19 protein-coding genes are annotated in these 25,196 nt (G+C 70.7%); 7 read left to right on the top strand and 12 right to left on the bottom strand.

The annotated features are described in order from the left end of the window. Positions 1-24: 24 nt before the first annotated feature. Positions 25-1,242, bottom strand: a complete 1,218-nt coding sequence (locus ACZ7OY_RS05190; RefSeq protein ID WP_471910097.1) for an NYN domain-containing protein — start codon at positions 1,240-1,242, stop codon at positions 25-27. 237 nt (positions 1,243-1,479) lie between these two features. Between ACZ7OY_RS05190 and ACZ7OY_RS05185 the strand changes: the two genes are divergently transcribed. After that, entirely contained in the window at positions 1,480-1,647 is a 168-nt protein-coding gene (locus ACZ7OY_RS05185; protein ID WP_351609668.1) for a hypothetical protein, read from the top strand. 134 nt (positions 1,648-1,781) lie between these two features. Here the strand turns inward: ACZ7OY_RS05185 and dnaE are convergent, their stop codons facing one another. After that, entirely contained in the window at positions 1,782-5,321 is a 3,540-nt protein-coding gene (gene dnaE / locus ACZ7OY_RS05180) for a DNA polymerase III subunit alpha (RefSeq protein WP_471910096.1), read from the bottom strand. A 246-nt stretch (positions 5,322-5,567) separates the two neighbouring features. On the opposite strand from dnaE, the gene ACZ7OY_RS05175 reads away from it, so the two are divergent. From ACZ7OY_RS05175 to ACZ7OY_RS05160, 4 genes are all read left to right on the top strand, one after another. Beyond that, positions 5,568-6,893, top strand: a complete 1,326-nt coding sequence (locus ACZ7OY_RS05175) for a DUF2252 domain-containing protein (protein ID WP_351609664.1) — start codon at positions 5,568-5,570, stop codon at positions 6,891-6,893. Positions 6,894-6,961: 68 nt separating this feature from the next. Then, complete coding sequence (locus ACZ7OY_RS05170) at positions 6,962-7,651, top strand: hypothetical protein (protein WP_471910095.1); 690 nt, start codon at positions 6,962-6,964, stop codon at positions 7,649-7,651. Between the two features lie 64 nt (positions 7,652-7,715). Further along, positions 7,716-8,564: a thioredoxin domain-containing protein gene (locus ACZ7OY_RS05165; RefSeq protein WP_471910094.1), complete on the top strand. Its 849-nt coding sequence runs from the start codon at positions 7,716-7,718 to the stop codon at positions 8,562-8,564. 204 nt (positions 8,565-8,768) lie between these two features. Beyond that, positions 8,769-10,430 carry an alkaline phosphatase D family protein gene (locus tag ACZ7OY_RS05160; protein WP_471910093.1) on the top strand — a complete coding sequence of 554 codons (1,662 nt, stop codon included), beginning with the start codon at positions 8,769-8,771 and terminating at the stop codon, positions 10,428-10,430. 13 nt (positions 10,431-10,443) lie between these two features. On the opposite strand, the gene ACZ7OY_RS05155 is transcribed toward ACZ7OY_RS05160, so the two are convergent. After that, positions 10,444-11,013: a dienelactone hydrolase family protein gene (locus ACZ7OY_RS05155; protein ID WP_471910092.1), complete on the bottom strand. Its 570-nt coding sequence runs from the start codon at positions 11,011-11,013 to the stop codon at positions 10,444-10,446. Between the two features lie 104 nt (positions 11,014-11,117). Between ACZ7OY_RS05155 and ACZ7OY_RS05150 the strand changes: the two genes are divergently transcribed. Beyond that, positions 11,118-12,338 (top strand): mechanosensitive ion channel family protein, encoded by a 1,221-nt coding sequence (locus tag ACZ7OY_RS05150; RefSeq protein WP_471910091.1) that lies wholly within the window; start codon positions 11,118-11,120, stop codon positions 12,336-12,338. 290 nt (positions 12,339-12,628) lie between these two features. On the opposite strand, the gene ACZ7OY_RS05145 is transcribed toward ACZ7OY_RS05150, so the two are convergent. From ACZ7OY_RS05145 to ACZ7OY_RS05125, 5 genes are all read right to left on the bottom strand, one after another. Beyond that, the gene (locus ACZ7OY_RS05145; RefSeq protein ID WP_471910090.1) at positions 12,629-14,215 is read right to left on the bottom strand and encodes a Na+/H+ antiporter; all 1,587 of its coding nucleotides are present in this window, start codon (positions 14,213-14,215) and stop codon (positions 12,629-12,631) included. Between the two features lie 143 nt (positions 14,216-14,358). Continuing rightward, positions 14,359-14,835 (bottom strand): GNAT family N-acetyltransferase, encoded by a 477-nt coding sequence (locus ACZ7OY_RS05140; RefSeq protein ID WP_471910089.1) that lies wholly within the window; start codon positions 14,833-14,835, stop codon positions 14,359-14,361. After that, positions 14,832-15,776, bottom strand: coding sequence for an RluA family pseudouridine synthase (locus ACZ7OY_RS05135; RefSeq protein WP_351621969.1), 945 nt, complete (start codon positions 15,774-15,776; stop codon positions 14,832-14,834). The genes ACZ7OY_RS05140 and ACZ7OY_RS05135 overlap by 4 nt, the downstream gene beginning before the upstream one ends. A gap of 43 nt (positions 15,777-15,819) precedes the next feature. Further along, complete coding sequence (gene lspA, locus ACZ7OY_RS05130; RefSeq protein WP_471910088.1) at positions 15,820-16,515, bottom strand: signal peptidase II; 696 nt, start codon at positions 16,513-16,515, stop codon at positions 15,820-15,822. Positions 16,516-16,615: 100 nt separating this feature from the next. Further along, positions 16,616-17,746, bottom strand: a complete 1,131-nt coding sequence (locus ACZ7OY_RS05125) for a TraR/DksA family transcriptional regulator (protein WP_471910087.1) — start codon at positions 17,744-17,746, stop codon at positions 16,616-16,618. A gap of 600 nt (positions 17,747-18,346) precedes the next feature. On the opposite strand from ACZ7OY_RS05125, the gene ileS reads away from it, so the two are divergent. Next, positions 18,347-21,508, top strand: a complete 3,162-nt coding sequence (gene ileS / locus ACZ7OY_RS05120; RefSeq protein WP_471910086.1) for an isoleucine--tRNA ligase — start codon at positions 18,347-18,349, stop codon at positions 21,506-21,508. 505 nt (positions 21,509-22,013) lie between these two features. Here ileS and ACZ7OY_RS05115 read toward each other — a convergent pair. The 4 genes from ACZ7OY_RS05115 to ACZ7OY_RS05100 all read right to left on the bottom strand — a co-directional run bounded on the left by ACZ7OY_RS05115 (position 22,014) and on the right by ACZ7OY_RS05100 (position 25,192). Then, entirely contained in the window at positions 22,014-23,309 is a 1,296-nt protein-coding gene (locus tag ACZ7OY_RS05115; RefSeq protein ID WP_471910085.1) for a DivIVA domain-containing protein, read from the bottom strand. A gap of 52 nt (positions 23,310-23,361) precedes the next feature. Further along, positions 23,362-23,652, bottom strand: coding sequence for a YggT family protein (locus ACZ7OY_RS05110; protein ID WP_351616792.1), 291 nt, complete (start codon positions 23,650-23,652; stop codon positions 23,362-23,364). A gap of 50 nt (positions 23,653-23,702) precedes the next feature. Then, positions 23,703-24,344 carry a cell division protein SepF gene (locus ACZ7OY_RS05105; RefSeq protein ID WP_351616795.1) on the bottom strand — a complete coding sequence of 214 codons (642 nt, stop codon included), beginning with the start codon at positions 24,342-24,344 and terminating at the stop codon, positions 23,703-23,705. Positions 24,345-24,472: 128 nt separating this feature from the next. Beyond that, positions 24,473-25,192: a YggS family pyridoxal phosphate-dependent enzyme gene (locus ACZ7OY_RS05100; RefSeq protein ID WP_471910084.1), complete on the bottom strand. Its 720-nt coding sequence runs from the start codon at positions 25,190-25,192 to the stop codon at positions 24,473-24,475. Between the last annotated feature and the right edge of the window lie 4 nt (positions 25,193-25,196).

Below are 25,196 nucleotides of genomic sequence, written 5' to 3'. Positions count from 1 at the left end.
TCGGGGCGGGTTCGCCGCCCCCGTTCACTCCCCGGCCGGGGCGTGCTCCGCGCCCGTGCGGACGTCGATCTCCCGCCAGAAACCCGCCCGGATGGCGTACCGGTCGTGCTCGTCGATCTGGTCGTCCTTGTGGGCCAGCAGTCCGAAGCGGGCCGCGTAGCGCAGCAGCTCGCCGTCGATGCGGTGCGGGATCCGCGGGTACATCCCGGACAGCTTCTGCCGGTGGCCGCCCTGGTCGCCGAGGCGCTCCATCCACCGGCGGGCGAAGACCTGGCCGACCTCGTAGGGGTCCCCGCCGACGGTGGTGATGTCCTCCTCGCGGTCGGCCCAGCGCTGCTCGGCCGTGGTCAGCTGGGCGAGCGTCGGCATCGAGGCGACCTCGGGGGGTTCGGCGGCGGTGCCGCCGGGGCGGTCGACCCAGCCCTTGTCGGAGGACCAGCGCAGGGTGGCGGTCGTGGGGTGCTGGACGGGGTGCGCACCGGGGGCGCGCAGGGCGGCCAGGTCCTTGGGGGTGGGGACGCCCTTGGGCGCGGACGCCGGTTCCTGGGTGCCGTTCTGGGCGGCGGCCGCGTGCTCCGGGGCCTCGGCGGACGGCTCGGACGCCGCCGTCAGGCCCGAGTCGGGCAGCGGCGCGGACAGGATCGCGGCGATCTCGGGCCGCGGCACGGGCTGCGGTGCGCAGACTCCGCCGAGGTCCTTGGCGCGGACGGCCTTGGTGATCCAGGTGCGGTCCAGGACGCGGCGCTCGTCGGCCTCGGCGACCAGGTCCTCGGACTGGTTGTAGTCGCCGTCGGCGGCCTGCACGGCCCACAGGTGGACGGCGACGCCGTGCTCCTTGGCGGCCATCATGCCCGGCAGCAGGTCGCCGTCGCCGGTGACGAGGACGATGTCGGAGCAGGCGCGATTGCGGGCCAGCTCGGTCAGTTCGGCGTGCATCGCGGCGTCCACGCCCTTCTGGGCCCAGCGGCCGTCGCTGCGGGTCAGCGCGCCCAGCCGGACCGTGACCCGGGGCATCACCCGCAGTCTGCGGTGCTCGGGCTGGGGGACGCGGTCGGGGGCACCGTCGAACCAGTAGATGCGCAGCAGCTGCCGTTCCGTGTCGGACTCGGCACGCTCGCGCAGCCCCTGGATGAGGGCGGCGTGATCGACGGTGATACGGGATCGCGAGGGTTCCCCGGCGAGCAGACTGGCCGCGGCCCCCAGGAGATAACCGGCGTCCACCAGGACGATGCAGCGATCCACGCGACTCACCCTCTTCCCGGGAGGTTTGTTTCAGGCTTCCTTCGAGTCTGCCCGACCACGCGGAGGTTAACGGCTCGAACTCGATCTTCGGCGTGGCGTTTCGGGACATCACGGCCCGGTGTGGCTCTCCGACAACCCGCGTCACACACGGTAATTATCCAAAATGCGCTTGATGTCAGCTTATGTGAATCTGGTCCCGGCCCTGGCCCCTAGATCCCCCTCAGGAGGCAGAGCACCATGGCCAAGAACAAGAACCGTGAGCGAAAGCAGCCGCAGTCCGAGCGCAGTCAGCAGGCCGCGCACCAGTCGTCGATGGAGTCGCAGGCCGAACAAAGGGCCTCGCAGCAGATCACCCCCGGCGACATGGCACGCAAGGGCAAGCAGAAGCGATTCGGCCACAACTGACATCTTCATAAAGGGCTGTTGAGCCCATCGGGCCGCCAAGGCCCGGACACGACACCGAGGGGCGCATCCGTACACGGATGCGCCCCTCGCGCGTCAAAGGCGGGAAAGCCGGACGCGGGAAGCCGGACGTCCGCTCAGCCGGCCAGACAGGCCGGGCCGAGCAGCACCTTCAGATCGCCGAACAGGGCCGGGTCCGGCTTCACCCGGTGCCGGTCGAGGCGCAGCACCGTGGTCCTGGTCGGTCCCTGGAGCTTGATGCGGACCTCGCTGTCGCCCTTGTGGTGACTGAGGATCTCACCGAGCCTGCTGACCATCGGCGGGGTGACCCGGGTGGCCGGGATGGTGAGGATCACCGGCGCGTTGGTGCCCGCGTTGGACAGGTCGGGGACCTGGAGCTCCATCGCGACCAGCCGCGGGACGTCCTCGCGCTTGTCGAGCCGGCCCTTGACGAACACCACGGCGTCCTCGACGAGTTGGGTCGACACCAGCTGGTAGGTGGCCGGGAAGAACATGCACTCGATGGAGCCCGCGAGGTCCTCCACGGTGGCGATGGCCCAGGCGTTGCCCTGCTTGGTCATCTTGCGCTGGAGGCCCGAGATGATGCCGCCGATGGTGACGACCGCGCCGTCCGCGTGCTCGCCGCCGGTGAGCTGGGCGATGCCCGCGTCGGCCTTGTCGGACAGCACGTGCTCCAGACCGAACAGCGGGTGGTCGGAGACGTACAGGCCGAGCATCTCCCGCTCCTGGGCGAGCAGATACGTCTTGTCCCACTCGTCGGTGGTGAACTCGACGTCCAGCCCGAAGCCCGGTTCGCTGGTGTCGTCCTCGCCCATCCCGCCGAACAGGTCGAACTGGCCCTCGGCCTCCTTGCGCTTGACCGCGACCACGTTGTCGATCATCGGCTCGTACTGCGCGGTGAGGCCCTTGCGGGTGTGCCCCATGGTGTCGAAGGCGCCCGCCTTGATCAGCGACTCCGTGGTGCGCTTGTTGCACGCGACCGCCTCGACCTTGTCGAGGTAGTCGGGGAAGGAGGCGTACTTGCCCTTGGCCTTGCGGCTGCGGATGATCGACTCGACCACGTTGGTGCCGACGTTGCGCACGGCCTCCAGGCCGAACAGGATCACGTCGTCGCCCTGGGCGGCGAAGTTGTGCACCGACTCGTTGACATTCGGCGGGAGCACCTTGATGCCCATGCGCCGGCACTCGTTGAGGTAGACGGCCGACTTGTCCTTGTCGTCCTTGACCGAGGTCAGCAGCCCGGCCATGTACTCGGCGGGGTGGTTGGCCTTGAGGTAGGCGGTCCAGTACGACACCAGTCCGTACGCGGCCGAGTGCGCCTTGTTGAACGCGTAGCCGGCGAACGGGACCAGCACGTCCCACAGGGCCTGGATGGCCTCGTCGCTGTAGCCGTTCCGCTGGGCGCCGGCCTGGAAGATGGTGAAGTTCTTCGCCAGTTCCTCGGGCTTCTTCTTGCCCATCACACGGCGCAGGATGTCGGCCTCGCCGAGCGAGTACCCGGCGATGATCTGGGCGGCCTTCTGCACCTGCTCCTGGTAGACGATCAGGCCGTAGGTGACCGCGAGGACCTCTTCGAGGGGCTCCTCCAGCTCCTTGTGGATCGGGGTGATCTCCTGGAGCTTGTTCTTGCGCAGCGCGTAGTTGGTGTGCGAGTCCATGCCCATCGGGCCGGGACGGTAGAGCGCGGAGACGGCGGAGATGTCCTCGAAGTTGTCGGGCTTCATCAGACGCAGCAGCGAGCGCATGGGGCCGCCGTCGAACTGGAAGACGCCGAGGGTCTCGCCGCGCTGGAGCAGTTCGAAGGTCTTCGGGTCGTCGAGCGGCAGGGCCAGCAGGTCGAGGTCGATGCCCTTGTTGGACTTCACCATCTTGACGGCGTCGTCCATGATCGTCAGGTTGCGCAGGCCGAGGAAGTCCATCTTCAGCAGGCCGAGCGACTCGCACTGCGGGTAGTCCCACTGGGTGATGGTCACGCCGTCGGTGTGCCGCACCCAGATCGGGGCGTGGTCGACGATCGGCTCGCTGGACATGATCACGCCGGCCGCGTGCACGCCCATCTGCCGGACCAGGCCCTCGACGCCCTTGGCGGTGTCGATGACCTTCTTGACGTCCGGCTCGTTCTCGTACATCCCGCGGATCTCGCCCGCCTCGCTGTAGCGCGGGTGCGAGGGGTCGGTGATGCCGTTGAGGTCGATGCCCTTGCCGAGGACGTCGGCGGGCATCGCCTTGGTGAGGCGGTCGCCCATCGCGTACGGGTAGCCCAGCACGCGCGCGGAGTCCTTGATCGCGTTCTTGGCCTTGATCTTGCCGTAGGTGCCGATCATGGCGACCTTGTCGGAGCCGTACTTCTCCGTCACGTACCGGATCACCTCGACGCGCCGACGCTCGTCGAAGTCGATGTCGACGTCGGGCATCGAGATGCGCTCGGGGTTGAGGAACCGCTCGAAGATCAGACCGTGCGGGATCGGGTCGAGGTCGGTGATGCCCATGGCGTACGCGACGATCGAACCGGCCGCGGAACCACGGCCGGGGCCGACCGCGATGCCCTGCTTCTTGGCCCACATGATGAAGTCGGCGACCACCAGGAAGTAGCCCGGGAAGCCCATCGAGATGATGGTGTCCATCTCGTACTCGACCTGCTTCATCCGGTCGTCCGGGATGCCGCCGGGGAAGCGGCGCTCCATGCCGCGCATGGTCTCCGCCTGGAACCAGGTGACCTCGGTGTAGCCCTCGGGGATGTCGAACTTCGGCATGAGGTTCTTCGCCTCGAACATGCCGGAGGTGTCGATCTGCTCGGCGACCAGGAGGGTGTTGCGGCAGCCCTCCTGCCAGGCGTCCGAGGAGTCGATGGCGTACATCTCGTCCGTGGACTTCAGGTAGTAGCCGGTGCCGTCGAACTTGAAGCGGTCGGGGTCGGAGAGGTTCTTGCCGGTCTGGATGCACAGCAGCGCGTCGTGGGCGGTCGCCTCGTGCGCGTAGGTGTAGTGCGAGTCGTTGGTGACCAGCGGCGGGATGCCGAGCTTCTTGCCGATCTCCAGGAGGCCGTCGCGGACCCGGTGCTCGATCTCGATGCCGTGGTCCATCAGCTCCAGGAAGTAGCGGTCCTTGCCGAAGATGTCCTGGTAGTCGGCGGCCGCCTTCAGCGCCTCGTCGAACTGGCCCAGGCGCAGCCGGGTCTGGAGCTCGCCGGAGGGGCAGCCGGTGGAGGCGATGAGCCCCTCGGACCACTGGGCGATGGTCTCCTTGTCCATCCGGGGCCACTTCTGGAGCCAGCCCTCGGCGTAGGCGTCCGAGGAGAGGCGGAAGAGGTTGTGCAGACCGGTGGCGTTCGCCGCCCAGATCGTCTTGTGCGTGTAACCGCCCGAACCGGAGACGTCGTCGCGCTTCTGGTGCGGCTGGCCCCACTGGATCTTGCGCTTGTTGCGCCGCGACTCGGGCGCGACGTACGCCTCGATGCCGATGATCGGGGTGACCCCGGCCTTCTTCGCGCTGTGGAAGAAGTCGTACGCCCCGTGGAGGTTGCCGTGGTCGGACATGGCGATGTGCGTCATGCCCATCTCGTTGCACGCGTCGAACATGTCCTTGAGCCGCGCGGCACCGTCCAGCAGCGAGTACTGGGTGTGGACGTGCAGGTGCGTGAACGGCGGCTTTGACACGGCTGCGGCCTCCAGGGCGAACAAAGAGGGACGGGGGTCCGACAGGCTGCGGACAGTCTGGGGGACAGCGTCGAAGTCTATGCCTCGACACTGACACCCGGCGGGCTGCCGCGCGTACCTTCAGGCGGAGGAACACGGGCACTCCCGTGTTCCCTCGCGCGTTGGGCAGGGCGGACGGTCCGCGCCCGCGTGCGATGAGATTCGTCCCACACGTCAGGCATCACCTGCACCAGGAGGCACCCAGCGATGTCGGTCCCGCAGCTCAGCGCCGAGCAACGCGGTGAGGAAATCCTCGCCGTCTTCGACACCGCCTTCGGCCGGCTCCTGGCCGCCGACCCGGCCGCGTTCCGCGTGAAGTTCCGGAAGATGGCGGCCTCGGCCTTCGCGTTCTACCGCGGCACGGCGAGCCTCTTCTACCACGACCTCGCCGCCGAACGGCGCGGCGGCCCGTACCTGGACGAGCGCACCTCGCGCGTCTGGATCCACGGCGACCTGCACGCGGAGAACTTCGGCACGTACATGGACGCCAACGGCCGGCTGATCTTCAACGTCAACGACTTCGACGAGGCCTACGTCGGCCCGTTCACCTGGGACATCAAGCGGTTCGCCGCCTCCGTGGCGCTCATCGGGTACGCCAAGGCGCTCAGCGACGACCAGATCACCGAACTGGTGGAGGTGTACGCGGGCGCGTACCGCGAGCGGATCCACGCCCTGGCGACCGGCGCCAAGCGCGACGAGGTGCCGCCGTTCACCCTGGACACCGCCCAGGGCCCGCTGCTGGACGCGCTGCGCGACGCCCGCTCGCTGACCCGCTTCGAGCTGCTGGACTCGATGACCGAGATCCGTGACTTCGAGCGCCGCTTCGCGCCGGGCGGCGGCTCCATCGAGCTGGACGCCGCCACCCGCTACAAGGTGCTCGCGGCCTTCGACGGCTATCTGGAGACCCTGCCGGAGTCGTCCCTGGCCCGCCCCGACTCCTACCGCGTCAAGGACGTCGTCGGCCGCCGCGGCATCGGCATCGGCTCGGCCGGCCTGCCGTCGTACAACATCCTTCTGGAGGGCAACAGCGACGCCCTGGAGAACGATGTCGTGATCTACATCAAGCAGGCCCAGACCCCGGCCGTCTCCCGCCACATCACGGACTCCTCGATCCGCGACTACTTCCAGCACGAGGGCCACCGCACGGTGATCTCCCAGCGCGCCCTCCAGGCGCACGCCGACCCGTGGCTGGGCTGGACCGAGCTGGACGGCGCGGGCCAGCTGGTCGCCGAGGTCTCGCCGTACGCGGTCGACCTGGACTGGAGCGACATCGACGACCCCGAGGAGATCGCCGCGGTCGTGGCCGACCTCGGCCGGGCGACCGCCACCATGCACGGCGCGGCGGACGACCAGTCCGGCGAGTCCCTGGTGCCCTTCTCCACGGAGCGGGCCATCGACGCGGCGATCGCGGCCGACGAGGACGGCTTCGCCGGTCTGCTGGTCGACTTCGCGCACGACTACGGCGCCCGCGCACGCCGCGACCACCAGATCTTCGTGGACCTCTTCCGCAACGGGCGGATCCCGGGTCTGTGACCGTGCTGCCGCTCACAGGGGACCTTTAGGGGTCCCTTACCGCGGCGCATGACACACTCTCCTCCGCCATGGACATATCCGGGACCCACCTCAGAACCGCGCGCGCGGCGCTGTTCACGGCAGTCGTCGTGACGCTCGGCACCGCGTCGCACGTGCTGCTGTCGCGGGTCCCGCTGCCGGTGAACACGGTGGCCGCGGTCGCGGTCGCCGTGTTCGCCGTGGCGTACGCGCTGGCGGGCCGCGAGCGGGGCTTCGGGCGGATCGCCGGCCTGCTGATCCCGCTGGAGCTGGCCGCCGACACCGTCTTCACCACCGGCCAGCACGTCTGCTACGGCCGCGCGGGCGGCCCGGTCGCCGGGCCGCTGCGCTCGGTCGGCCTCGACGTGCTGTGCGGCGGCTCCGGCCTCGGCACCCCGCTGGCGGGCGTGACCGGCGCGGACACCGACCGGATGGCGGCGCTGCTCGCCCACGCCGACCCGGCCACGGCCTGGCTGCTGCTCGGCGCGCACATCGGCGTCGGCCTGCTCGCGACCGCCTGGCTGTGCCGCGGCGAACGGGCCCTGGAACAGCTGCTGCGGGCCGTGGCCGCGACCACGTTCCGGCCGCTGCTGCTGGCCTCCGCCGCGGTGACCGTGCGGCGCGCCCCGGCCCTCGGCCGCCCGCCGCGCCCGGTCCGCCGTACGGCCGCCGTGCGCGGCCTGCTCCTCGCGCACTCCCTGGGACGGCGTGGACCGCCGCGCTCGGCCGCTCTCGCCTGAGCACAACCCCGTCCCCCACACGTATCCCGCGTACGACACGTGCGCGTTCCACCTGGAGATCAGCATGAGCAAGCGCAACAGCCAGTCTGCGAAGACGGCGGCCCGGGAGCGACTGCGCCTGGAGCGAGAGCGCCAGGCCAAGAAGGCGAAGATCAAGCGGCAGGTCATCGTGGCCTGCACCGTCGTCGGCGTGCTGGCCGCGGCGGGCGGCATAGGCTACGCCGTCGTCCAGGCCAACAAGCCCGGCCACTGGGAGGCCGTGCTGGACGAGAAGGTCGTCGCACCGGCCAACACCACGGGCACCGACGGCACGACCGTGGTCCTCGGCGACAGCAAGGCGACGAAGACGCTGAAGCTGTACGAGGACCCGCGCTGCCCGGTCTGCGCCCAGTTCGAGCAGACCGTCGGCTCGACGGTCAAGAAGGACTACGACGACGGCAAGTTCAAGATCGAGTACATCGGCGGCACCTTCCTCGACGGTGACACCGACGGCGACGGCAAGGTGAAGATCGGCTCCCGCGGCGAGGGTTCGAAGAACGCGATGAGCGCCCTGGGCGCCGCGCTGAACGTGAGCCCCGAGGCGTTCCTGGAGTACAAGACCGCGCTCTACTCGGCGAAGTACCACCCCGACGAGTCCGACGACAAGTTCAAGAGCGACGACTACCTGATCAAGGTGGCGGACACGGTCTCCGCGCTGAAGGGCAACACCACGTTCCGGAACGCCGTCAAGAACGGCACGTACGACGCGTGGGCGATGGCCATGTCGCAGACCTTCAACACCAACAAGGACGGCGTCAACGGCACGCCGAGCCTGGTCATGAACGGCAAGAAGCTGACGGGTTCGGACGGCCAGAACGCCCCCATGACGGTGGCCGAGTTCAACACGGCGATCGACGCGGCCCTCAAGGCCTGATCCGGCCTGATCCACCGCGCGGACCCGGTCCCCCTCGGGGGGCCGCTCCCCGGGGCGGCCTGCACGAGGTCTCCACGCGGTCTCCACGGACCCACCCCCTCGGGTGCCGTCCGACCGGGTCCGATCCGACCGGCACGCGAAGAGCGGGCGAACTTTTGCGAGTTCGCCCGCTCTCGCCCGTACCGATCAGTAACCTGATCGTCCGTGACCAGTCGATACAGAGCCCCCGAGGGCGTCAACTCTCTTACGCCCCGCCGCCGCACGGTCGTCAAGGCCGCGGCTGCCGCCGCGGCCCTGGCCGCCCCGCTCGCCGCCGCGCTGCCCGCACGCGCCGCCGCCGAGACCCCCGCCTTCCTGCACGGCGTCGCCTCCGGCGACCCGCTGCCCGACGGCGTCCTGCTGTGGACGCGCGTGACGCCGACCGCCGAGGCGATACCCGGTTCCGGGCTGGGCCCGGACACCGAGGTCGCCTGGACCGTGGCCAAGGACAAGGCGCTGACGAACGTCGTCGCCAAGGGCTCCCTGACCGCGACCGCCGCCTCCGACCACACCGTCAAGGCCGACATCCGCGGTCTGGAACCCGCCACCGACTACTGGTTCCGGTTCTCGGCCGGCGGCACCGACTCCCCCGTGGCCCGCACCCGCACCGCCCCGGCCGCCGACGCCGCGGTCCCGGGCCTGCGCTTCGGCGTGGTCTCCTGCGCCAACTGGGAGGCGGGCTACTTCTCCCCGTACCGCCACCTCGCGGCCCGCGGCGACCTCGACGCCTGGCTGCACCTGGGCGACTACATCTACGAGTACGGCACCGGCGAGTACGGCACGCGCGGGACCGTCGTACGGCAGACCTCGCCCACCCACGAGATCCTCACCCTCGCCGACTACCGCACCCGGCACGGCAAGTACAAGACCGACCCCGACCTCCAGGCCCTGCACCACAAGGCGCCGGTCGTCGCGATCTGGGACGACCACGAGTTCGCCAACGACGCCTGGTCGGGCGGCGCCGAGAACCACACCGAGGGTGCCGAGGGCACCTGGGCGGCACGTCAGGCGGCCGCCCGGCAGGCCTACTTCGAGTGGATGCCGGTCCGCCCGGCGCTGGCGGGCACGACCTACCGTCGGCTGCGCTTCGGCAAGCTCGCCGACCTCTCCCTGCTCGACCTGCGGTCCTTCCGCTCCCAGCAGGCGTCCACGGCCAGCGGTTCGGTCGACGACCCGGACCGTACGATCACCGGGCGCGCCCAGCTCGACTGGCTGAAGGCGGGCCTGAAGGCGTCCGACACCGCCTGGCGGCTGGTCGGCAACTCGGTGATGATCTCGCCCTTCGCGGTCGGCTCGCTCTCCGCGGACCTGTTCAAGCCGCTGGCCAAGCTGCTGGGCCTGCCGCAGGACGGCATCGGGCTCAACACCGACCAGTGGGACGGCTACACCGACGACCGCCGCGAACTGCTCGCCCATCTGCGGACGAACGCGATCCGCAACACGGTCTTCCTCACCGGCGACATCCACATGGCGTGGGCCAACGACGTGCCGGTGGACGCCGGCACCTACCCGCTGTCCGCCTCCGCCGCCACGGAGTTCGTCGTCACCTCGGTGACCTCCGACAACCTCGACGACATCGTGAAGGTCCCCGAGGGCACCGTCTCCGCGATCGCCGCGCCGGTCATCCGCGCCGCCAACCGGCACGTCCACTGGGTCGACACCGACCGGCACGGCTACGGCGTCCTGGACATCACCGCCGACCGCGCGCAGATGGACTACTACGTCGTGTCCGACCGCGCGAACGTCAACGCGACGTCGTCCTGGACTCGTTCGTACCGCACCCGCACCGGCACCCAGAAGGTCGAGCGGACGTACGACCCCGTCTAGAGCCCCGACGGGCCTAGAGCGTCGTGAGGAAGCCGAGTGCCACCTGCCAGGTGGCCTCGGCGGCCTCCTCGTCGTAGTCCGGCAGGCCGGGATCGGTGTAGAGGTGACCCGCCCCGGCGTACCGGTACACCTCGACGTCGGCGCCGGCCCGGCGCATCCCGAGGTACCAGGCGCTCAGCCAGTCGTCCGTCTCGAACGGGTCCGGCTCGGCCACGTGCAACTGCACGGGCAGCCCGTCCACGTGCGCGTTGGGCGCGATGTCCGACGTGCCGTGCAGGAGCAGCAGCCCGCGCGCCTTCTCGTCGCCGAGGGCCAGCGTCTGCGCGACGGACGCGCCGAGCGACAAGCCCGCGTACACGAGCCCGCGCTCGGAGTAGGGCGCGGCGGCCAGGACGGCCCGCTTGAGCAGCTCGTCCTTGCCGAGCTCCGCGGTGAAGGCCATGCTCTCCTCGGCCGTGTCGAAGGTACGTCCGTCGAAGAGATCCGGCGTCCACACCTCGTGCCCGGCCGCGCGCAGCCGGTCCGCCGCCGCACGCACCGCGGGGCGCGGCCCGTAGGTCGAGTGAAAGAGCATGATGTTCATGGGGCCATGGTGCCAGCCGGGACCACCGGGACCCGCGACCCGTACCCGGGAAGACCGGGAACACACATGTTCATGCTCCGCCCGGCCCGGTTAGGTTCGAAGGCATGGAGAACGTACTCCGCCCGCTGATCGTGATCGGTGGCTCGGTCCTTCTCACCCTGGCCCTGGGCTGGGCCACGGACCGGCTGCTGCGCAAGGCCGACGAACGGCACGGCGAGACCCCGCTGTGGGGTCTGCTGCGCCGCGGCCGCGTCGCCTACCAACTCGTGCTCTGCGCGGCCCTGCTGAGAGGGTCGTACGACGCGGCGAAGCTGCTGGAGGAGCACCGCGTCGGGATCGGCCGGACGCTGACCCTGGTGCTCATCGGGTCCACGGCCTGGCTGGTCATCCGGATCGCGGCCGCGATCGTCGAGACCTCGTACAGCCGCTACGCCCGCGCCCAGAGCGATCCCGCCCGGGTGCGCCGGGTCCGCACCCAGGTCGAGCTGATCATGCGCGTGGTGGCGGCGGTCGTCGGCGTGGTCGCCGCCGCCTCGATGCTGCTGACCTTCCCGGCGATGCGCGCGGCCGGCGCCTCCCTGCTGGCCTCGGCCGGCATCCTCGGCATCGTCGCCGGTGTGGCCGCCCAGTCCACCCTCAGCAACCTGTTCGCCGGACTCCAGATCGCCTTCGGCGACATGGTGCGCATCGGCGACACGGTGGTGGTGGACGGCGAGTGGGGCACGGTCGAGGAGATCACGCTCACCTTTCTGACCGTACGGACCTGGGACGAGCGCCGGATCACCATGCCGGTGTCGTACTTCACGTCCAAGCCGTTCGAGAACTGGTCGCGCGGCACCCCGCAGATGACCGGCATCGTCTACTGGCACCTCGACCACACGGCGCCGGTCGAGGCGATGCGCGAGCGGCTGCGCGACATCCTGCGGGAGTGCCCGGCCTGGGACGGCCGCGACTACGGCGTCGCGGTCACCGACGCGACCCCGAACACCCTCCAGGTGCGCGCCCTGGTCACGGCCAAGGACGCGAGCGACATCTGGACGGTACGGGTCACGGTCCGCGAGCAGATGATCCGCTGGTTGTGCGCGGAGCATCCGTACGCGCTGCCGCGGGTCAACACGGCGGACGCGATGCTGCCGCCGAGCCGCCGTCCCCCGGACGGGGAGTCCGCCGCGGGGGAGCCCCACGACGGCGCCCCACACACCGACGGCTCCCGCACCGGGGATCCCCGCGACCGCCCGTCCCGCGACGGGGCGTCCCGCGACGGTACGTCCCGCGGCAGGGCGCTGCGGCACACCCCCGAGCCGCCCCGACCGGGCCACGGCTGACACCGGACGGCCCGGCTAGGCCGGGAGGACGCCTGACGTACACCCCACCGCGGGCCGTCCACCGGCCCCCCGGTGCCGCGGGGCGCCCAGCGGACGCCTGCCGGCGCCTCCGCAAGGGTTGCCCCGCGGACAACCCACCGCTCCGACCGCGCGGGCGCTCACCAGGCGCCCGTCGGTCCCGCCGCAGGGGTGCCCGGCGGAGGCCCGTCGGCGCCGCCGCAGGGGTGCCCACCAGGCGCCCGTCGGGGCTGCGGCGAGGGTGGCCGTCGGCGGCGTGGGCGTGGGCATGCTCACCGGAGGCTGCGTACGTCCAGGTGTCGCAGTACCCGGTCCACCACCTCCGGGTCCGCGCCCGGCTCGCTGCGCGCCGCCAGCACCTCGTGCCGCGCGGCACTCAGCATCTCGTTCTGGATCCGCCGCACCCGCTTGAGCCGGCGCGCCCGTTGCAGGTGCGCCTCGCGCCGTTCCTCCTCGCCCAGGTCCGGGCTGATCCGCACCCCGATGTCGAACGCCCGCCGCAGCATCTGCTCGGACAGTTCCTCCGGCAGCTCCTCGACCTCCTCGATCTCCCGCAGCCGCCGCTTCGCCGCCTTCGCCGCGCGGACCGCCAGATCCCGTTCGAACTCCTTCTCCCGGTCCGTGTCGGCCCGCACCCCGAGCCGTCTCACCAGCCACGGCAGTGTCAGCCCCTGGAGCACCAGCGTCGCCATGATCACTCCGAACGCGATGAACACGATCTCGTCCCGGTCGGGGAACGGCGACCCGTCCTCGGTGCGCAGCGGCACGGCCAGCGCCAGCGCGACCGAGGCCACCCCGCGCATCCCCGCCCACCACATGACGACCGTCTCCCGCCAGCTCATCGGGATCTCCTCGTCGTAGTCCCGCTTGGCGTGCAGCCGCTTGGTCAGCCAGGTGGCGGGCAGCAGCCACACCAGTCGCACCAGCACCACCACGACCACGACGGCCGCCGCCCAGCCGAGCAGCTCGCCCCACCGCCCGACCGCCGTACGGATCGCGTTGTGCAGTTCGAGGCCGATGAGCCCGAAGGCGACACCGGTGACCAGGGTGTCGACGATGTCCCAGAACGTGTGCCCGGCGAGCCGGGCCAGCACGTCGTCGGGGTCGGCCGCGTACTCGGAGATGAAGAGCGCGGTGGTGAGCACGGCCAGCACCCCGGACCCGTGCAGCTCCTCCGCGAGCACGTACGAGGCGTACGGCACCAGCAGCGTCAGCCCGATCTGGAGGGTCGGGTCCTCCAGCAGGTCCATCAGCCGGTTGGCGCCCCAGCCGAGCGCGAGCCCCACGGCGACCGCGACGACCGCGGACAGCACCAGGTCGAGCCCGGCCTGCCAGGGCGAGAAGGTCCCGCTGACGACGGCGGCGATCGCCACGTGGTAGAGCACGATGGCCGTGACGTCGTTGAACAGGCCCTCGCCCTCCAGGATCGACACCAGCCGGCGCGGCAGCCCCAGCTGTCCCGCGACCGCGGTCGCGGCCACCGGGTCGGGCGGGGCGATCAGCGCGCCCAGCGCCACGGCGGCGGCGACCGGCAGCCCGGGGACGATCGAGTGGGCGACGGCCGCGACACACACGGTGGTGACGAACACCAGCGCCACGGCCAGCAGGAAGATCGGCCGCTTGTTGGCCGCGAACTGCCGCCACGAGGTCCGCCGCACCGCCGCGTACAGCAGCGGCGGCAGCAGCGCGGGCAGGATCAGATCTGGCTGGATATTGACATTCGGGACGAACGGCAGCACCGCGAGGACCATGCCGACGAGCGTCATCAGCACCGGGGCCGGCAGCCCGAACCGGTCCCCGACGGGAACGCTCACCACGGCCCCGAGCAGCAGCACGAACAGCAGGGCCAACTGATCCACGGTCAGCGCTCCGGGAGTCGACGTTCACACAGCAGACCCTCAGCCTGCCATGCGACCCCTCCCACCGGCCCGTTCACCGCTTCCGGCCAGGGCCGGTCGTCCGGCATGTCGTCCGGACGCCGGTCCGATCCGGACGGCAGGGCCTACAGGGCGCGCCGCATCGCCCGGTGCGGGATGCCGGCGTCGGGGAACTCCGGGCCGTACGCCTCGTACCCGAGCCGCTCGTAGAACCCCAGCGCGTGCGTCTGCGCGTGCAGGTCCACCGCCGCCAGGCCGCGTGCGCGTGCGGCCTCCTCGATGCCCCGCACCAGCGCGGCCCCGACACCCAGCCCGCGCGCCGCCTGGGCGACGGCGAGCCGCCCCAGCGACCCCACCGACGGGTCACCGCCGGTCTTCGCCGCGGCCTCCTCGCCGTACAGCAGCCGTCCGGTGCCGAGCGCCACGCCGTCCGCCCGGATCGCCAGCACATGCACCGCCACGGCGTCGTAGGCGTCGTACTCGATGTCCTCGGGCACGCCCTGCTCGCGGACGAAGACCTCCTTGCGCACCGTGAAGCAGGCCTCGCGGTCGGCGGCGTCCTCGGCCACCCGCACGTCGTAGGAGACGACCGACAGACTCACGCGTAGGTCTCCTCGCGCACCTGGTCCAGAGCGAGCTGGAGGTCCTCGGGGTAGTCGCAGCCGAACTCGACCCACTGCCCGTCCCCGGGGTGCTCGAAGCCCAGCCGCACGGCGTGCAGCCACTGGCGGGTCAGCCGCAGCCGCTTGGCGAGCGTCGGGTCGGCGCCGTAGGTCAGGTCGCCCACGCACGGATGACGGTGGGCGGACATGTGGACGCGGATCTGGTGGGTGCGCCCGGTCTCCAGCTTCACGTCGAGCAGGGAGGCCGCGCGGAACGCCTCGATGAGGTCGTAGTGGGTGACGGAGGGCTTGCCCTCGGCCGTGACGGCCCACTTGTAGTCGTGGTTCGGGTGACGGCCGATGGGCGCGTCGATGGTGCCGCTGGTCGGGTCCGGGTGGCCCTGGACCAGCGTGTGGTAGCGCTTGTCGACCGTGCGCTCCTTGAACTGGCGCTTGAGCGACGTGTACGCGTACTCCGACTTGGCGACCACCATCAGGCCGGACGTGCCGACGTCGAGGCGGTGCACGATGCCCTGGCGCTCGGCGGCGCCGGAGGTCGAGATGCGGTACCCGGCGGCCGCCAGCCCGCCGATGACCGTCGGCCCCGTCCAGCCGGGGCTCGGGTGCGCGGCGACACCGACCGGCTTGACGATCACGACCACGTCGTCGTCGTCGTGCACGATCTCCATGCCCTCGACCGGCTCGGCGACGATCTGCACCGGCGCGGGCGCCTGCGGCATCTCGACCTCCAGCCAGGCCCCGCCGTGCACGCGCTCGGACTTTCCGACCACCGAGCCGTCGACCGAGACCTTCCCCGCCGCCGCGAGCTCCGCGGCCTTGGTACGGGAGAAGCCGAACATGCGGGAGATGGCGGCGTCGACACGCTCGCCCTCCAGGCCGTCGGGCACGGGCAGGGTACGGATATCGGGAATCGTGCTCACCCGTCGAGTATGCAGGACGGGTGCGACAGTCCCGAACGCGTGCTCAGTCCTTGTGCACGGTCCCGTCCGGATCGAGACCGCGGAAGGACAGCAGCACGATCAGGATGCCGCCGCACACGATCGCCGAGTCCGCGAGGTTGAAGACGGCGAAGTGCTTGGGCGCGATGAAGTCGACGACCGCGCCCTCGAAGACGCCCGGCGAACGGAAGATCCGGTCGGTGAGGTTGCCGAGCGCGCCGCCGAGCAGCAGACCGAGGGCGATCGCCCACGGCAGGCTGTACAGCTTGCGGGCGAGCCGGGCGATCACCACGATCACCGCCGCCGCGATCACCGTGAAGATCACGGTGAAGGCCTCGCCGAACCCGAAGGCGGCACCCGCGTTGCGGACGGCCTCGAACTTCAGCCAGTCACCGATGATCTCGATCGGAGCGTGGTGTTCGAGCTTGGCCACCACGAGCAGCTTGCTGACCAGGTCGAGGAGGTAGGCGAACGCGGCCACCCCGAACAGCACGGCGATACGCCGCTTGCCCCGGGGCCGCTCGCCGGAGGCCTGTGCCGCCTCCGGCCCGGCCGTCTCCGGCCCTGCCGTCTCCTCGGTGCCGGACCCGCCGGCCGGGGCCGTGGCCCCCTCGGGACCCGGGTTCCCGCCCGACGCCGCGCGCTCGCCGGACTCGTCCCGCCCGGCCCGCGCCGCGTCCGGAATGTCCGGCGTACCGATGATCCGCTCCGCCTCTGCCACGTGAGTCCCTCAACCTAGGTGCCTGACTGAGCACGAGGGTACGGCACACCCCGTAGGAGCACTGTGCGCAGGAGGCGTACGGCAGGTCACCCGACGCCGGTCAGGACCGGCGCTCCTGCTTCTGCTTGCACTCCACGCACAGGGTGGCCCGCGGAAAGGCCTGCATACGGGCCTTTCCGATGGGATTGCCGCAGGTCTCGCACAGGCCGTACGTGCCCGTGTCCAGCCGTTGCAGGGCACGCTCGGTCTGCACCAGCATCTCGCGCGCGTTGGCGGCCAGCGCCATCTCGTGCTCCCGCGTGATGTTCTTGGTGCCGGTGTCCGCCTGGTCGTCGCCCGCGCCGTCCCCGGAGTCCCGCATCAGGCCCACCAGCGACTCCTCGGACGAGTGGATCTCGGCCCGCAGCCGCTCGGCCTCGGAGAGCAGCTCGGAACGGGCCGCCTCGACCTCCTCCGGCGTCCAGGGGTCCTCGCCGGGGCGTACGGCGAGCTCGCCGGGCTCCGCCGCGGAGAACCGCGCCTTGGGGACGGCGGTCGTCGCCGCAGTGGCCGTGCCAGGAGTCTTCTTCGCAACCACTGTCGTGGCTCCCGTCTGCTCCGCGGCCTGCGCCGCGCCCACGTTCTTGGCCGTCCTCTTCCCGGCCGCGCCCTTCGCGGCGGCCGCGGTCCTGCGGGTCGCGCTGTTCACGGCCGCCGCCGTCCTGCCCTCCGTGCCGTTCGCGGCCTTGCGGGCCGTGCCGTCGGCGGCCGCCGCCGTCTTGCGGGCCGTGTCGTTCGCGGCCGCCGCCGTCTTGCGGGCCGTGTTGTTGGCGGCGGCCGTGGTCCTGCGGGCGGCCGCCCCCTGGGCGGTGGCCCGGCTCCTGGCGGCTCTCGCCTCCTCGGCCGCGTCCCCGACGGCCACGGCGTCCGGGGTTCTCTTCCCGGTACCGGCCTTCTTCGAGCCCGCCTTGCCCGTTGCCGCCTTCCCTGTTGCCGCCTTCCCTGTTGTCGCCTTCTTCGAGCCCGCCTTCCCGGCGTCCGCCTTCCCGCTTCCCGTCCGCTCGGCGCCCGCCTTCTTCGGCGAAGCCGTCCTCGACGACGCCTTCGCGACCGACACCGTCGGCTTCCCGGCCGCCTTCTCCTTCGCCCGGACGCTCTTCTTCCCGCCCACGTCCGTGGCCGCGCCGGAGGCCGCCGCGCTCGTGGACCTGCGGGACGACGGCTGCTGTACGGCGGTCTTCTTCGCCACCATGGTCGCGGCCCCTTCACATATTGTGATCTTGCTCGCGAATCGTGCTGGGACGATAAATCGACCCGAGTCCCGCGGCAACGGGGCACGCCGCCCGATTCGCCCGCCTCGCGAGTGCCGCGCGGCCGACATGCAAGCGTTGTGCCCAGCTCCCCGCCGGGTAATCCGCCGAGCTCCCGGTCCGGGAATCCGAACACGCACACCTCGCTATTCGGGTCATCCCGGACAGTGACCGACCCGGTGCCCGGGGCTCCGGAAAACCGGTCGGCCGCCGTCCGCGTCGCGCCGTACACTGGGCGCAGCGAAAAGCACGGATGGGGACGAGTAGCGGCGTACGCAGCCCAGAGCGACCCGGGGACGGTGGAAGCCCGGGGGCGAGCGCGACGCGAAGATCACCCCGGAGCCGCCGGAAGAAAGCCGCAGCACACCCGCAGCGGTCGGTAGAACCGGTTCGCGACCCCAATGAGGGGGCTCACCGGCGCACAGGGCGCTCCGGAGGGCCAAGGAGGGTGGTACCGCGGGAGCGCGCCGCACACGGCGTAGACAGCCAAGAAGGCTCTCGTCCCTCCGACGGAAGGCAGCACGTCCGCCGGAGGAAGTTCGATGACGTCGTACCGCCAGGTGCCCGCCCAGGTAGACCTGCCCGCCCTCGAGCACGCGGTGCTCGATTTCTGGCGCGAGCAGAAGATCTTCGCCAAGAGCCTGGACCAGTCCGAGGGCCGCCCCGAATGGGTGTTCTACGAGGGCCCGCCCACCGCCAACGGCATGCCGGGCGCCCACCACATCGAGGCGCGCGTCTTCAAGGACGTCTTCCCGCGCTTTCGCACCATGCGCGGCTACCACGTGGCCCGCAAGGCCGGCTGGGACTGCCACGGTCTGCCGGTGGAGCTGGCGGTCGAGAAGGAGCTCGGCTTCAGCGGCAAGCAGGACATCGAGGCGTTCGGCATCGCCGAGTTCAACGCCCGCTGCCGCGAGTCCGTCACCCGCCACACCGACGCCTTCGCCGAGCTCACGACCCGCATGGGCTACTGGGTCGACCTGGACGACGCCTACCGGACCATGGACCCGGAGTACGTCGAGTCGGTCTGGTGGTCGCTGAAGGAGATCTTCGACAAGGGCCTGCTGGTCCAGGACCACCGCGTCGCCCCCTGGTGCCCGCGCTGCGGCACGGGCCTCTCCGACCACGAGCTGGCCCAGGGCTACGAGACGGTCGTCGACCCGTCCGTGTACGTCCGTTTCCCGCTCACCTCCGGTCCGCTGGCCGGCGAGGCCGCGCTCCTCGTCTGGACGACGACCCCCTGGACGCTGGTCTCCAACACCGCCGTCGCCGCGCACCCCGAGGTGACGTACGTCGTCGCGACGAACGGCGAGGAGAAGCTGGTCGTCGCCGAGCCGCTCGTCGCCAAGGCGCTCGGCGAGGGCTGGGAGACCACCGGACAGACCTTCACCGGCGCCGAGATGGAGCGCTGGACCTATCAACGTCCGTTCGAGCTGGTCGAGTTCCCGAGCGCCGAGGGAATCGATGGGCACAGCCCGGCCGACGCCCACTTCGTGGTCAACGCCGAGTACGTCACCACCGAGGACGGCACGGGTCTGGTCCACCAGTCCCCCGCCTTCGGCGAGGACGACCTCAAGGTCTGCCGCTCCTACGGCCTGCCGGTCGTCAACCCGGTCCGCCCGGACGGCACCTTCGAGGAGAACGTCCCGCTGGTGGGCGGCGTCTTCTTCAAGAAGGCGGACGAACGGCTCACCGAGGACCTCCAGCAGCGCGGCCTCCTCTTCAGGCACGTCCCGTACGAGCACAGCTACCCGCACTGCTGGCGCTGCCACACCGCGCTGCTGTACTACGCGCAGCCGTCCTGGTACATCCGCACCACGGTGATCAAGGACCGTCTCCTCCAGGAGAACGAGAAGACCAACTGGTTCCCGGACACGGTCAAGCACGGCCGCTTCGGCGACTGGCTGAACAACAACATCGACTGGGCGCTGTCCCGCAGCCGGTACTGGGGCACCCCGCTGCCGATCTGGCGCTGCGAGGACGACCACCTCACCGTGATCGGCTCGCGCGCGGAGCTCACCGAGCTGACCGGCACCGACCAGTCGCAGCTCGACCCGCACCGCCCGTTCATCGACGAGGTCACCTTCGCCTGCTCGCAGTGCGCGAAGACGGCCACGCGCGTGCCGGAGGTCATCGACGCCTGGTACGACTCGGGTTCGATGCCGTTCGCGCAGTGGGGCTACCCGTACAAGAACAAGGAACTGTTCGAGTCCCGCTACCCGGCCCAGTTCATCAGCGAGGCCATCGACCAGACCCGCGGCTGGTTCTACACGCTGATGGCGGTCGGCACGCTGGTCTTCGACAAGTCCTCGTACGAGAACGTCGTCTGCCTCGGCCACATCCTCGCCGAGGACGGCCGCAAGATGTCCAAGCACCTCGGCAACATCCTGCAGCCGATCCCGCTGATGGACCAGCACGGCGCCGACGCGGTCCGCTGGTTCATGGCGGCCGGCGGCTCCCCGTGGGCGGCCCGCCGGGTGGGCCACGGCACCATCCAGGAGGTCGTGCGCAAGACGCTCCTGACGTACTGGAACACGGTCGCCTTCCAGGCCCTGTACGCCCGTACGACCGGCTGGGCGCCGAGCGCGGCCGACCCGGCCCCGGCCGACCGTCCCGTGCTCGACCGCTGGCTGCTGTCCGAACTCCACGCGCTCACCGACCAGGTGACGCAGGCTCTGGAGGCCTACGACACCCAGCGCGCCGGCAAGCTCCTGTCCGCGTTCGTCGACGACCTGTCCAACTGGTACGTACGCCGCTCCCGCCGCCGCTTCTGGCAGGGCGACAAGGCGGCGCTGCGCACCCTGCACGAGGTCGTCGAGACGGTCACCAGGCTGATGGCCCCGCTGACCCCGTTCATCACCGAGCGGGTCTGGCAGGACCTGGTGGTGCCGGTGACCCCGGGCGCCCCGGAGTCGGTGCACCTGACGTCCTGGCCGGAGGCGGACCTGTCCGCGATCGACCCGGAGCTGTCGCGCCAGATGGTCCTGGTACGGCGTCTGGTGGAGCTGGGCCGCGCCACGCGCGCGGAGTCGGGCGTCAAGACCCGTCAGCCGCTGTCGCGCGCCCTGGTGGCCGCGTCGGGCTTCGACTCCCTCGACCGTGAACTGCACGCGCAGATCACGGAGGAGCTGAACGTGACCGCGCTCGCGTCTCTCTCCGAGGTCGGCGGCTCCCTGGTCGACACCACGGCCAAGGCCAACTTCCGCGCGCTGGGCAAGCGTTTCGGCAAGCGGGTGCAGGACGTGGCCAAGGCCGTCGCCTCCGCCGACGCGGCCGCGCTGTCCCTGGCGCTGCGCGAGGGCACGGCATCGGTGGAGGTCGACGGCGAGACGGTCACCCTGGCCCCGGACGAGGTGATCATCACGGAAACCCCGCGCGAGGGCTGGTCGGTGGCCTCCGACGCGGGTGCCACGGTCGCGCTGGACCTGGAGATCACCGAGGAACTGCGGCAGGCGGGCCTGGCCCGTGACGCGATCCGGCTGATCCAGGAGGCCCGCAAGAACAGCGGCCTCGACGTGGCCGACCGGATCGCGCTGCGCTGGACCTCCACGGACCCGGCGGTGATCGCGGCGCTCGGCGAGCACGCGGCCCTGATCGCAGACGAGGTCCTGGCCACGGACTTCGCCCAGGGTGAGGCGGACGACACCTACGGTGAGACGTTCACGGACGAGGGACTGTCCCTGACGTTCCGCCTGCGCAAGGCGTAAGCCACCACGACGAGGGCCCGGTCTCCCCCGCGGGAGGCCGGGCCCTCGTCCGTGCCGTACCTCACCCCCGGCGCACACTCGCAACCCCTCTCGCCCCCGCGTCCTCGCCCCCTCACGCCGGTCGCACGCGCCGCGCAGCACCCCCTGGGCTCACACACCGCACCCGCCCCCTCACGCCCCACGCGATCCCGTCGGCGCCCCACGGCCACCGCCTCTCGGTACGCCGTTCCGACCGCCCGCGCAGCCACCTCCTGGGCGAACGCCCCCGTACGCCCCCCTCGTGCCCCACGCGAGCCCGACGACGCCGCGTTCGACGGACCGGGAGGCCGGGAGCGTTCCGGCCGTCGTCGCGGCGGCCGGAACTGCTCCCGGCCTTCCGCGTCGCTCACCGTGCGCGCCCGGCCGCCCACCGTCGTCAACCCGCGTAAAAAGGGCGAGGCCCCGGATGGGAATCCGGGGCCTCGCCCTTGAAACGCTGCCGACGCCTAAGGCGTGCGGACGGCCGTCAGTTGTCGTCCTCGTCGATCAGGAACCCGCGCATCGGCGAGGGCGCCTGACCCATCGGGGACGGACCCTGCGGTCGCACCGGAGCCATGGGCTGGGTCATGGCCGGCGTCATCTGCTGCTGGCTGCCGTAGGACGGCGGAGCCTGCGACGGCCCACCACCCATGCCCGGACCGGTGCCGTACGACGGGGCGCTCGCGCCTGCCGGTGCCATGGAGGGCGCCGGGGACGGCGGGAGGGACGCGGCCGCCGGGGTACGCGGCGGAGCCAGCGAGTCGTCGGCCTGGGTCTCCAACTGGCGCAGCTGCGACTCCAGGTAGGACTTCAGACGCGTACGGTACTCGCGCTCGAAGCCGCGCAGGTCCTCGACCTTGCGCTCCAGCGTGGCGCGGGCGGACTCCAGGGAGCCCATCGCGACGCGGTGCTTCTCCTGCGCGTCCCGCTCCAGGGCGTCGGCCTTGGCACGGGCGTCACGCTCAAGTCCCTCGGCGCGGCTGCGGGCCTCGCCGACGATCTTGTTGGCCTCGGAGCGGGCCTCCGCGATCGCCTGGTCGGCGGTCTGCTGGGCCAGCGAGAGGACACGGGCGGCACTGTCGCCGCCGGGACCCTGACCGGGGCCGCCCATCGGACCACCCATGGGGCCGCCCATCGGGCCACCCATGGGGCCGCCCATCGGGCCGCCCATCGGGCCGCCCATCTGCTGCATGGGGGGCTGGCCGCCCATCGGACCCTGACCCATCGGACCCTGACCCATCGGGCCGGGACCCATCGGACCCTGACCCATCGGACCCTGACCCATGGGGCCGGGACCCATCGGACCCTGACCCATCGGGCCGGGACCCATCGGACCCTGACCCATCGGGCCGGGGCCCTGCGGACCGCCCTGACCGCCACCGGGGCCGGCGGGCAGCTGCGGTGCACCGCTGGGCAGCTGGGGCGGACCACCCATGGGGCCACCCATCTGCTGCTGCGGCGGGCCCGATATGCCGGCGGGGACAGGACCACCAGGACCGCGCATACCCTGCTGGGGCATACCCTGCGGAGGCATACCCTGCTGGGGCATGCCTCCCTGGGGCCCGTCCTGCTCCGGAGGCTTGCGCATGTTCTGCTGGTTCTGGGCAGCAGCGCGCGTCGCCGCGGCCAGCTTGGCGCGCAGGTCCTCGTTCTCGCGGAGCAGTCGGGTCAGTTCGGCTTCGACCTCGTCGAGGAAGGCATCGACCTCGTCCTCGTCATAGCCTTCTCGGAGGCGGACGGTCGTGAACTGCTTGTTCCGCACGTCCTCGGGGGTCAACGGCATCTCTTCACCTCAACGTAGTCATCGGCAGTCGGCAAGACCGTATCGTCCACTGTCACCTCGCGAGACTCCCCACGACGCTGATCAAGATGTAGACGATGATCATCAGTACGAAGAAGGACAGGTCGAGCGCCACGCCCCCGAGACGCAACGGCGGAATGAACCGCCGCAGAAGCTTCAACGGTGGATCAGTGACAGTGTAAGTGGCCTCCAGAACGACCACCATCGCCTTGCCGGGTTGCCACGAGCGGGCGAACTGGAAGACGTAGTCCATGACCAGCCGGAAGATCAGGACGATGAGGAAAAGCAGCAGCGCGTAGTACACCACCTGCGCGAACACGCTCATGACTGGTGCTTCCCTCTCCCCTGTTCCGTACTTCGTTCCGGTCCCACGTCTCAGCTCTGGTTGAAGAACCCGCCCTCTGCGATGCGGGCCTTGTCCTCCGCCGTGACATCGACGTTAGCAGGCGACAACAGGAACACCTTCTGCGTCACCCGCTCGATGCTGCCGTGGAGACCAAACACCAGACCGGCCGCAAAGTCGACAAGTCGCTTCGCGTCCGTGTCATCCATCTCCGTGAGATTCATGATCACCGGTGTGCCCTCACGGAAGTGTTCCCCGATGGTACGGGCCTCGTTGTAGGTCCGGGGGTGGAGCGTGGTGATCCGGTACGGCTCTCGTTCCGACACGACCTTGGGCATGATCACCGGGACGTTCTTCTCCAGACTCTGACGTTCTTGTGTGATGGATGCCACGGGTGCGATCCGCGCCGGGCGCCCGGATTCCGCGGCGAGCGAAGCGGCGTGCGGCATCGGGTCACGCGGAGCGGAGGGCTGCACCACTCGTGCCGGTTCGTCCCTTTGTGACTGATGTACTCCGTGCAGCGGGTGCGACGGCTCGTGCCGCCGGTGATCCCGCTCGGGCTCCGGGTCCAGTTCGGGTTCGAAGTCGTCGTCGGGGTCGAAGCCCCGGCCGTCGTACCCATCGTCCTCCACGAGGCCGAGGTAGACCGCCATCTTGCGCATCGCGCCGGCCATGCTCTGAGTCCTCCGCTCTGTGGTGGATCCGCTGACGACTGCCAAGTCCCGCGATCCACGTGGCCTTTATGCCCGCCTTTCGGCGGAAATGACCATATTTTCTGCTGTGGTCCGACTTCCTGGCGACGTTACCCGAGCCCGGCGCGGACTCCGAGTACCGCGGTGCCGACGCGCACATGTGTCGCCCCAGCCGCCACGGCCTCCTCGAGGTCCGCACTCATCCCTGCCGAGACCATGTTCGCAGCCGGATGAGCTCGGCGCAGGTCGGTCGACAAATCCATCAACCGCTCGAACGCGGCTCGTTGACGCCCCGCGTACTCCCCGGAGAGCGGGGCGACCGTCATGAGCCCGTCGAGGCGCAGTCCGGGCGCCCGGGCGACGAGATCGGCCAACTCTTCGATTCCGGCGGGAGCCACGCCGCCGCGCTCCCCCCGCTCGCGTTCCCCCGCGTCGAGCGCGACCTGGAGGAGGCAGCCCAGTTCGCGCCCGGCGCGCTCGGCCTCCTTCGACAGGGCCGTCACGAGCCGGGAACGGTCCACGGATTGCACGACATCCGCATAACCGACCACCGATCGCACCTTGTTGGTCTGCAATTGACCGACGAAATGCCAACTAAGGGGCAGATCGGAACATTCGGCGGCTTTGGGTGCCGCGTCCTGGTCCCGGTTCTCGGCCACGTGCCGCACCCCGAGTCCGGACAGCAGCCGCACATCGCTCGCGGGATAGGTCTTGGTGACCACGATCAGGGTCACCTCTTCGCGCTTGCGGCCCGCGGCCGCGCACGCGGCGGCGATGCGCCGCTCCACCTTCGCCAGGTTTGCGGCGAGTTCGTCTTTACGGTCCGTCATGCCC

The sequence above is a fragment of the Streptomyces sp. NPDC107559 genome (assembly GCF_055657365.1).
This window is presented reverse-complemented; position numbering and strand designations above follow the sequence as displayed.

Excerpts from the sequence above, each read along its gene's own strand:
- ACZ7OY_RS05185 (WP_351609668.1), top strand. The coding sequence starts at position 1,480 with ATGGCCAAGAACAAGAACCGTGAGCGAAAGCAGCCGCAGTCCGAGCGC.
- ACZ7OY_RS05175 (WP_351609664.1), top strand. The coding sequence starts at position 5,568 with ATGTCGGTCCCGCAGCTCAGCGCCGAGCAACGCGGTGAGGAAATCCTC.
- ACZ7OY_RS05170 (WP_471910095.1), top strand. The coding sequence starts at position 6,962 with ATGGACATATCCGGGACCCACCTCAGAACCGCGCGCGCGGCGCTGTTC.
- ACZ7OY_RS05165 (WP_471910094.1), top strand. The coding sequence starts at position 7,716 with ATGAGCAAGCGCAACAGCCAGTCTGCGAAGACGGCGGCCCGGGAGCGA.
- ACZ7OY_RS05155 (WP_471910092.1), bottom strand. The coding sequence starts at position 11,013 with ATGAACATCATGCTCTTTCACTCGACCTACGGGCCGCGCCCCGCGGTG.
- ACZ7OY_RS05150 (WP_471910091.1), top strand. The coding sequence starts at position 11,118 with ATGGAGAACGTACTCCGCCCGCTGATCGTGATCGGTGGCTCGGTCCTT.
- ACZ7OY_RS05125 (WP_471910087.1), bottom strand. The coding sequence starts at position 17,746 with ATGGTGGCGAAGAAGACCGCCGTACAGCAGCCGTCGTCCCGCAGGTCC.
- ileS (WP_471910086.1), top strand. The coding sequence starts at position 18,347 with ATGACGTCGTACCGCCAGGTGCCCGCCCAGGTAGACCTGCCCGCCCTC.
- ACZ7OY_RS05115 (WP_471910085.1), bottom strand. The coding sequence starts at position 23,309 with ATGCCGTTGACCCCCGAGGACGTGCGGAACAAGCAGTTCACGACCGTC.
- ACZ7OY_RS05110 (WP_351616792.1), bottom strand. The coding sequence starts at position 23,652 with ATGAGCGTGTTCGCGCAGGTGGTGTACTACGCGCTGCTGCTTTTCCTC.
- ACZ7OY_RS05105 (WP_351616795.1), bottom strand. The coding sequence starts at position 24,344 with ATGGCCGGCGCGATGCGCAAGATGGCGGTCTACCTCGGCCTCGTGGAG.
- ACZ7OY_RS05100 (WP_471910084.1), bottom strand. The coding sequence starts at position 25,192 with ATGACGGACCGTAAAGACGAACTCGCCGCAAACCTGGCGAAGGTGGAG.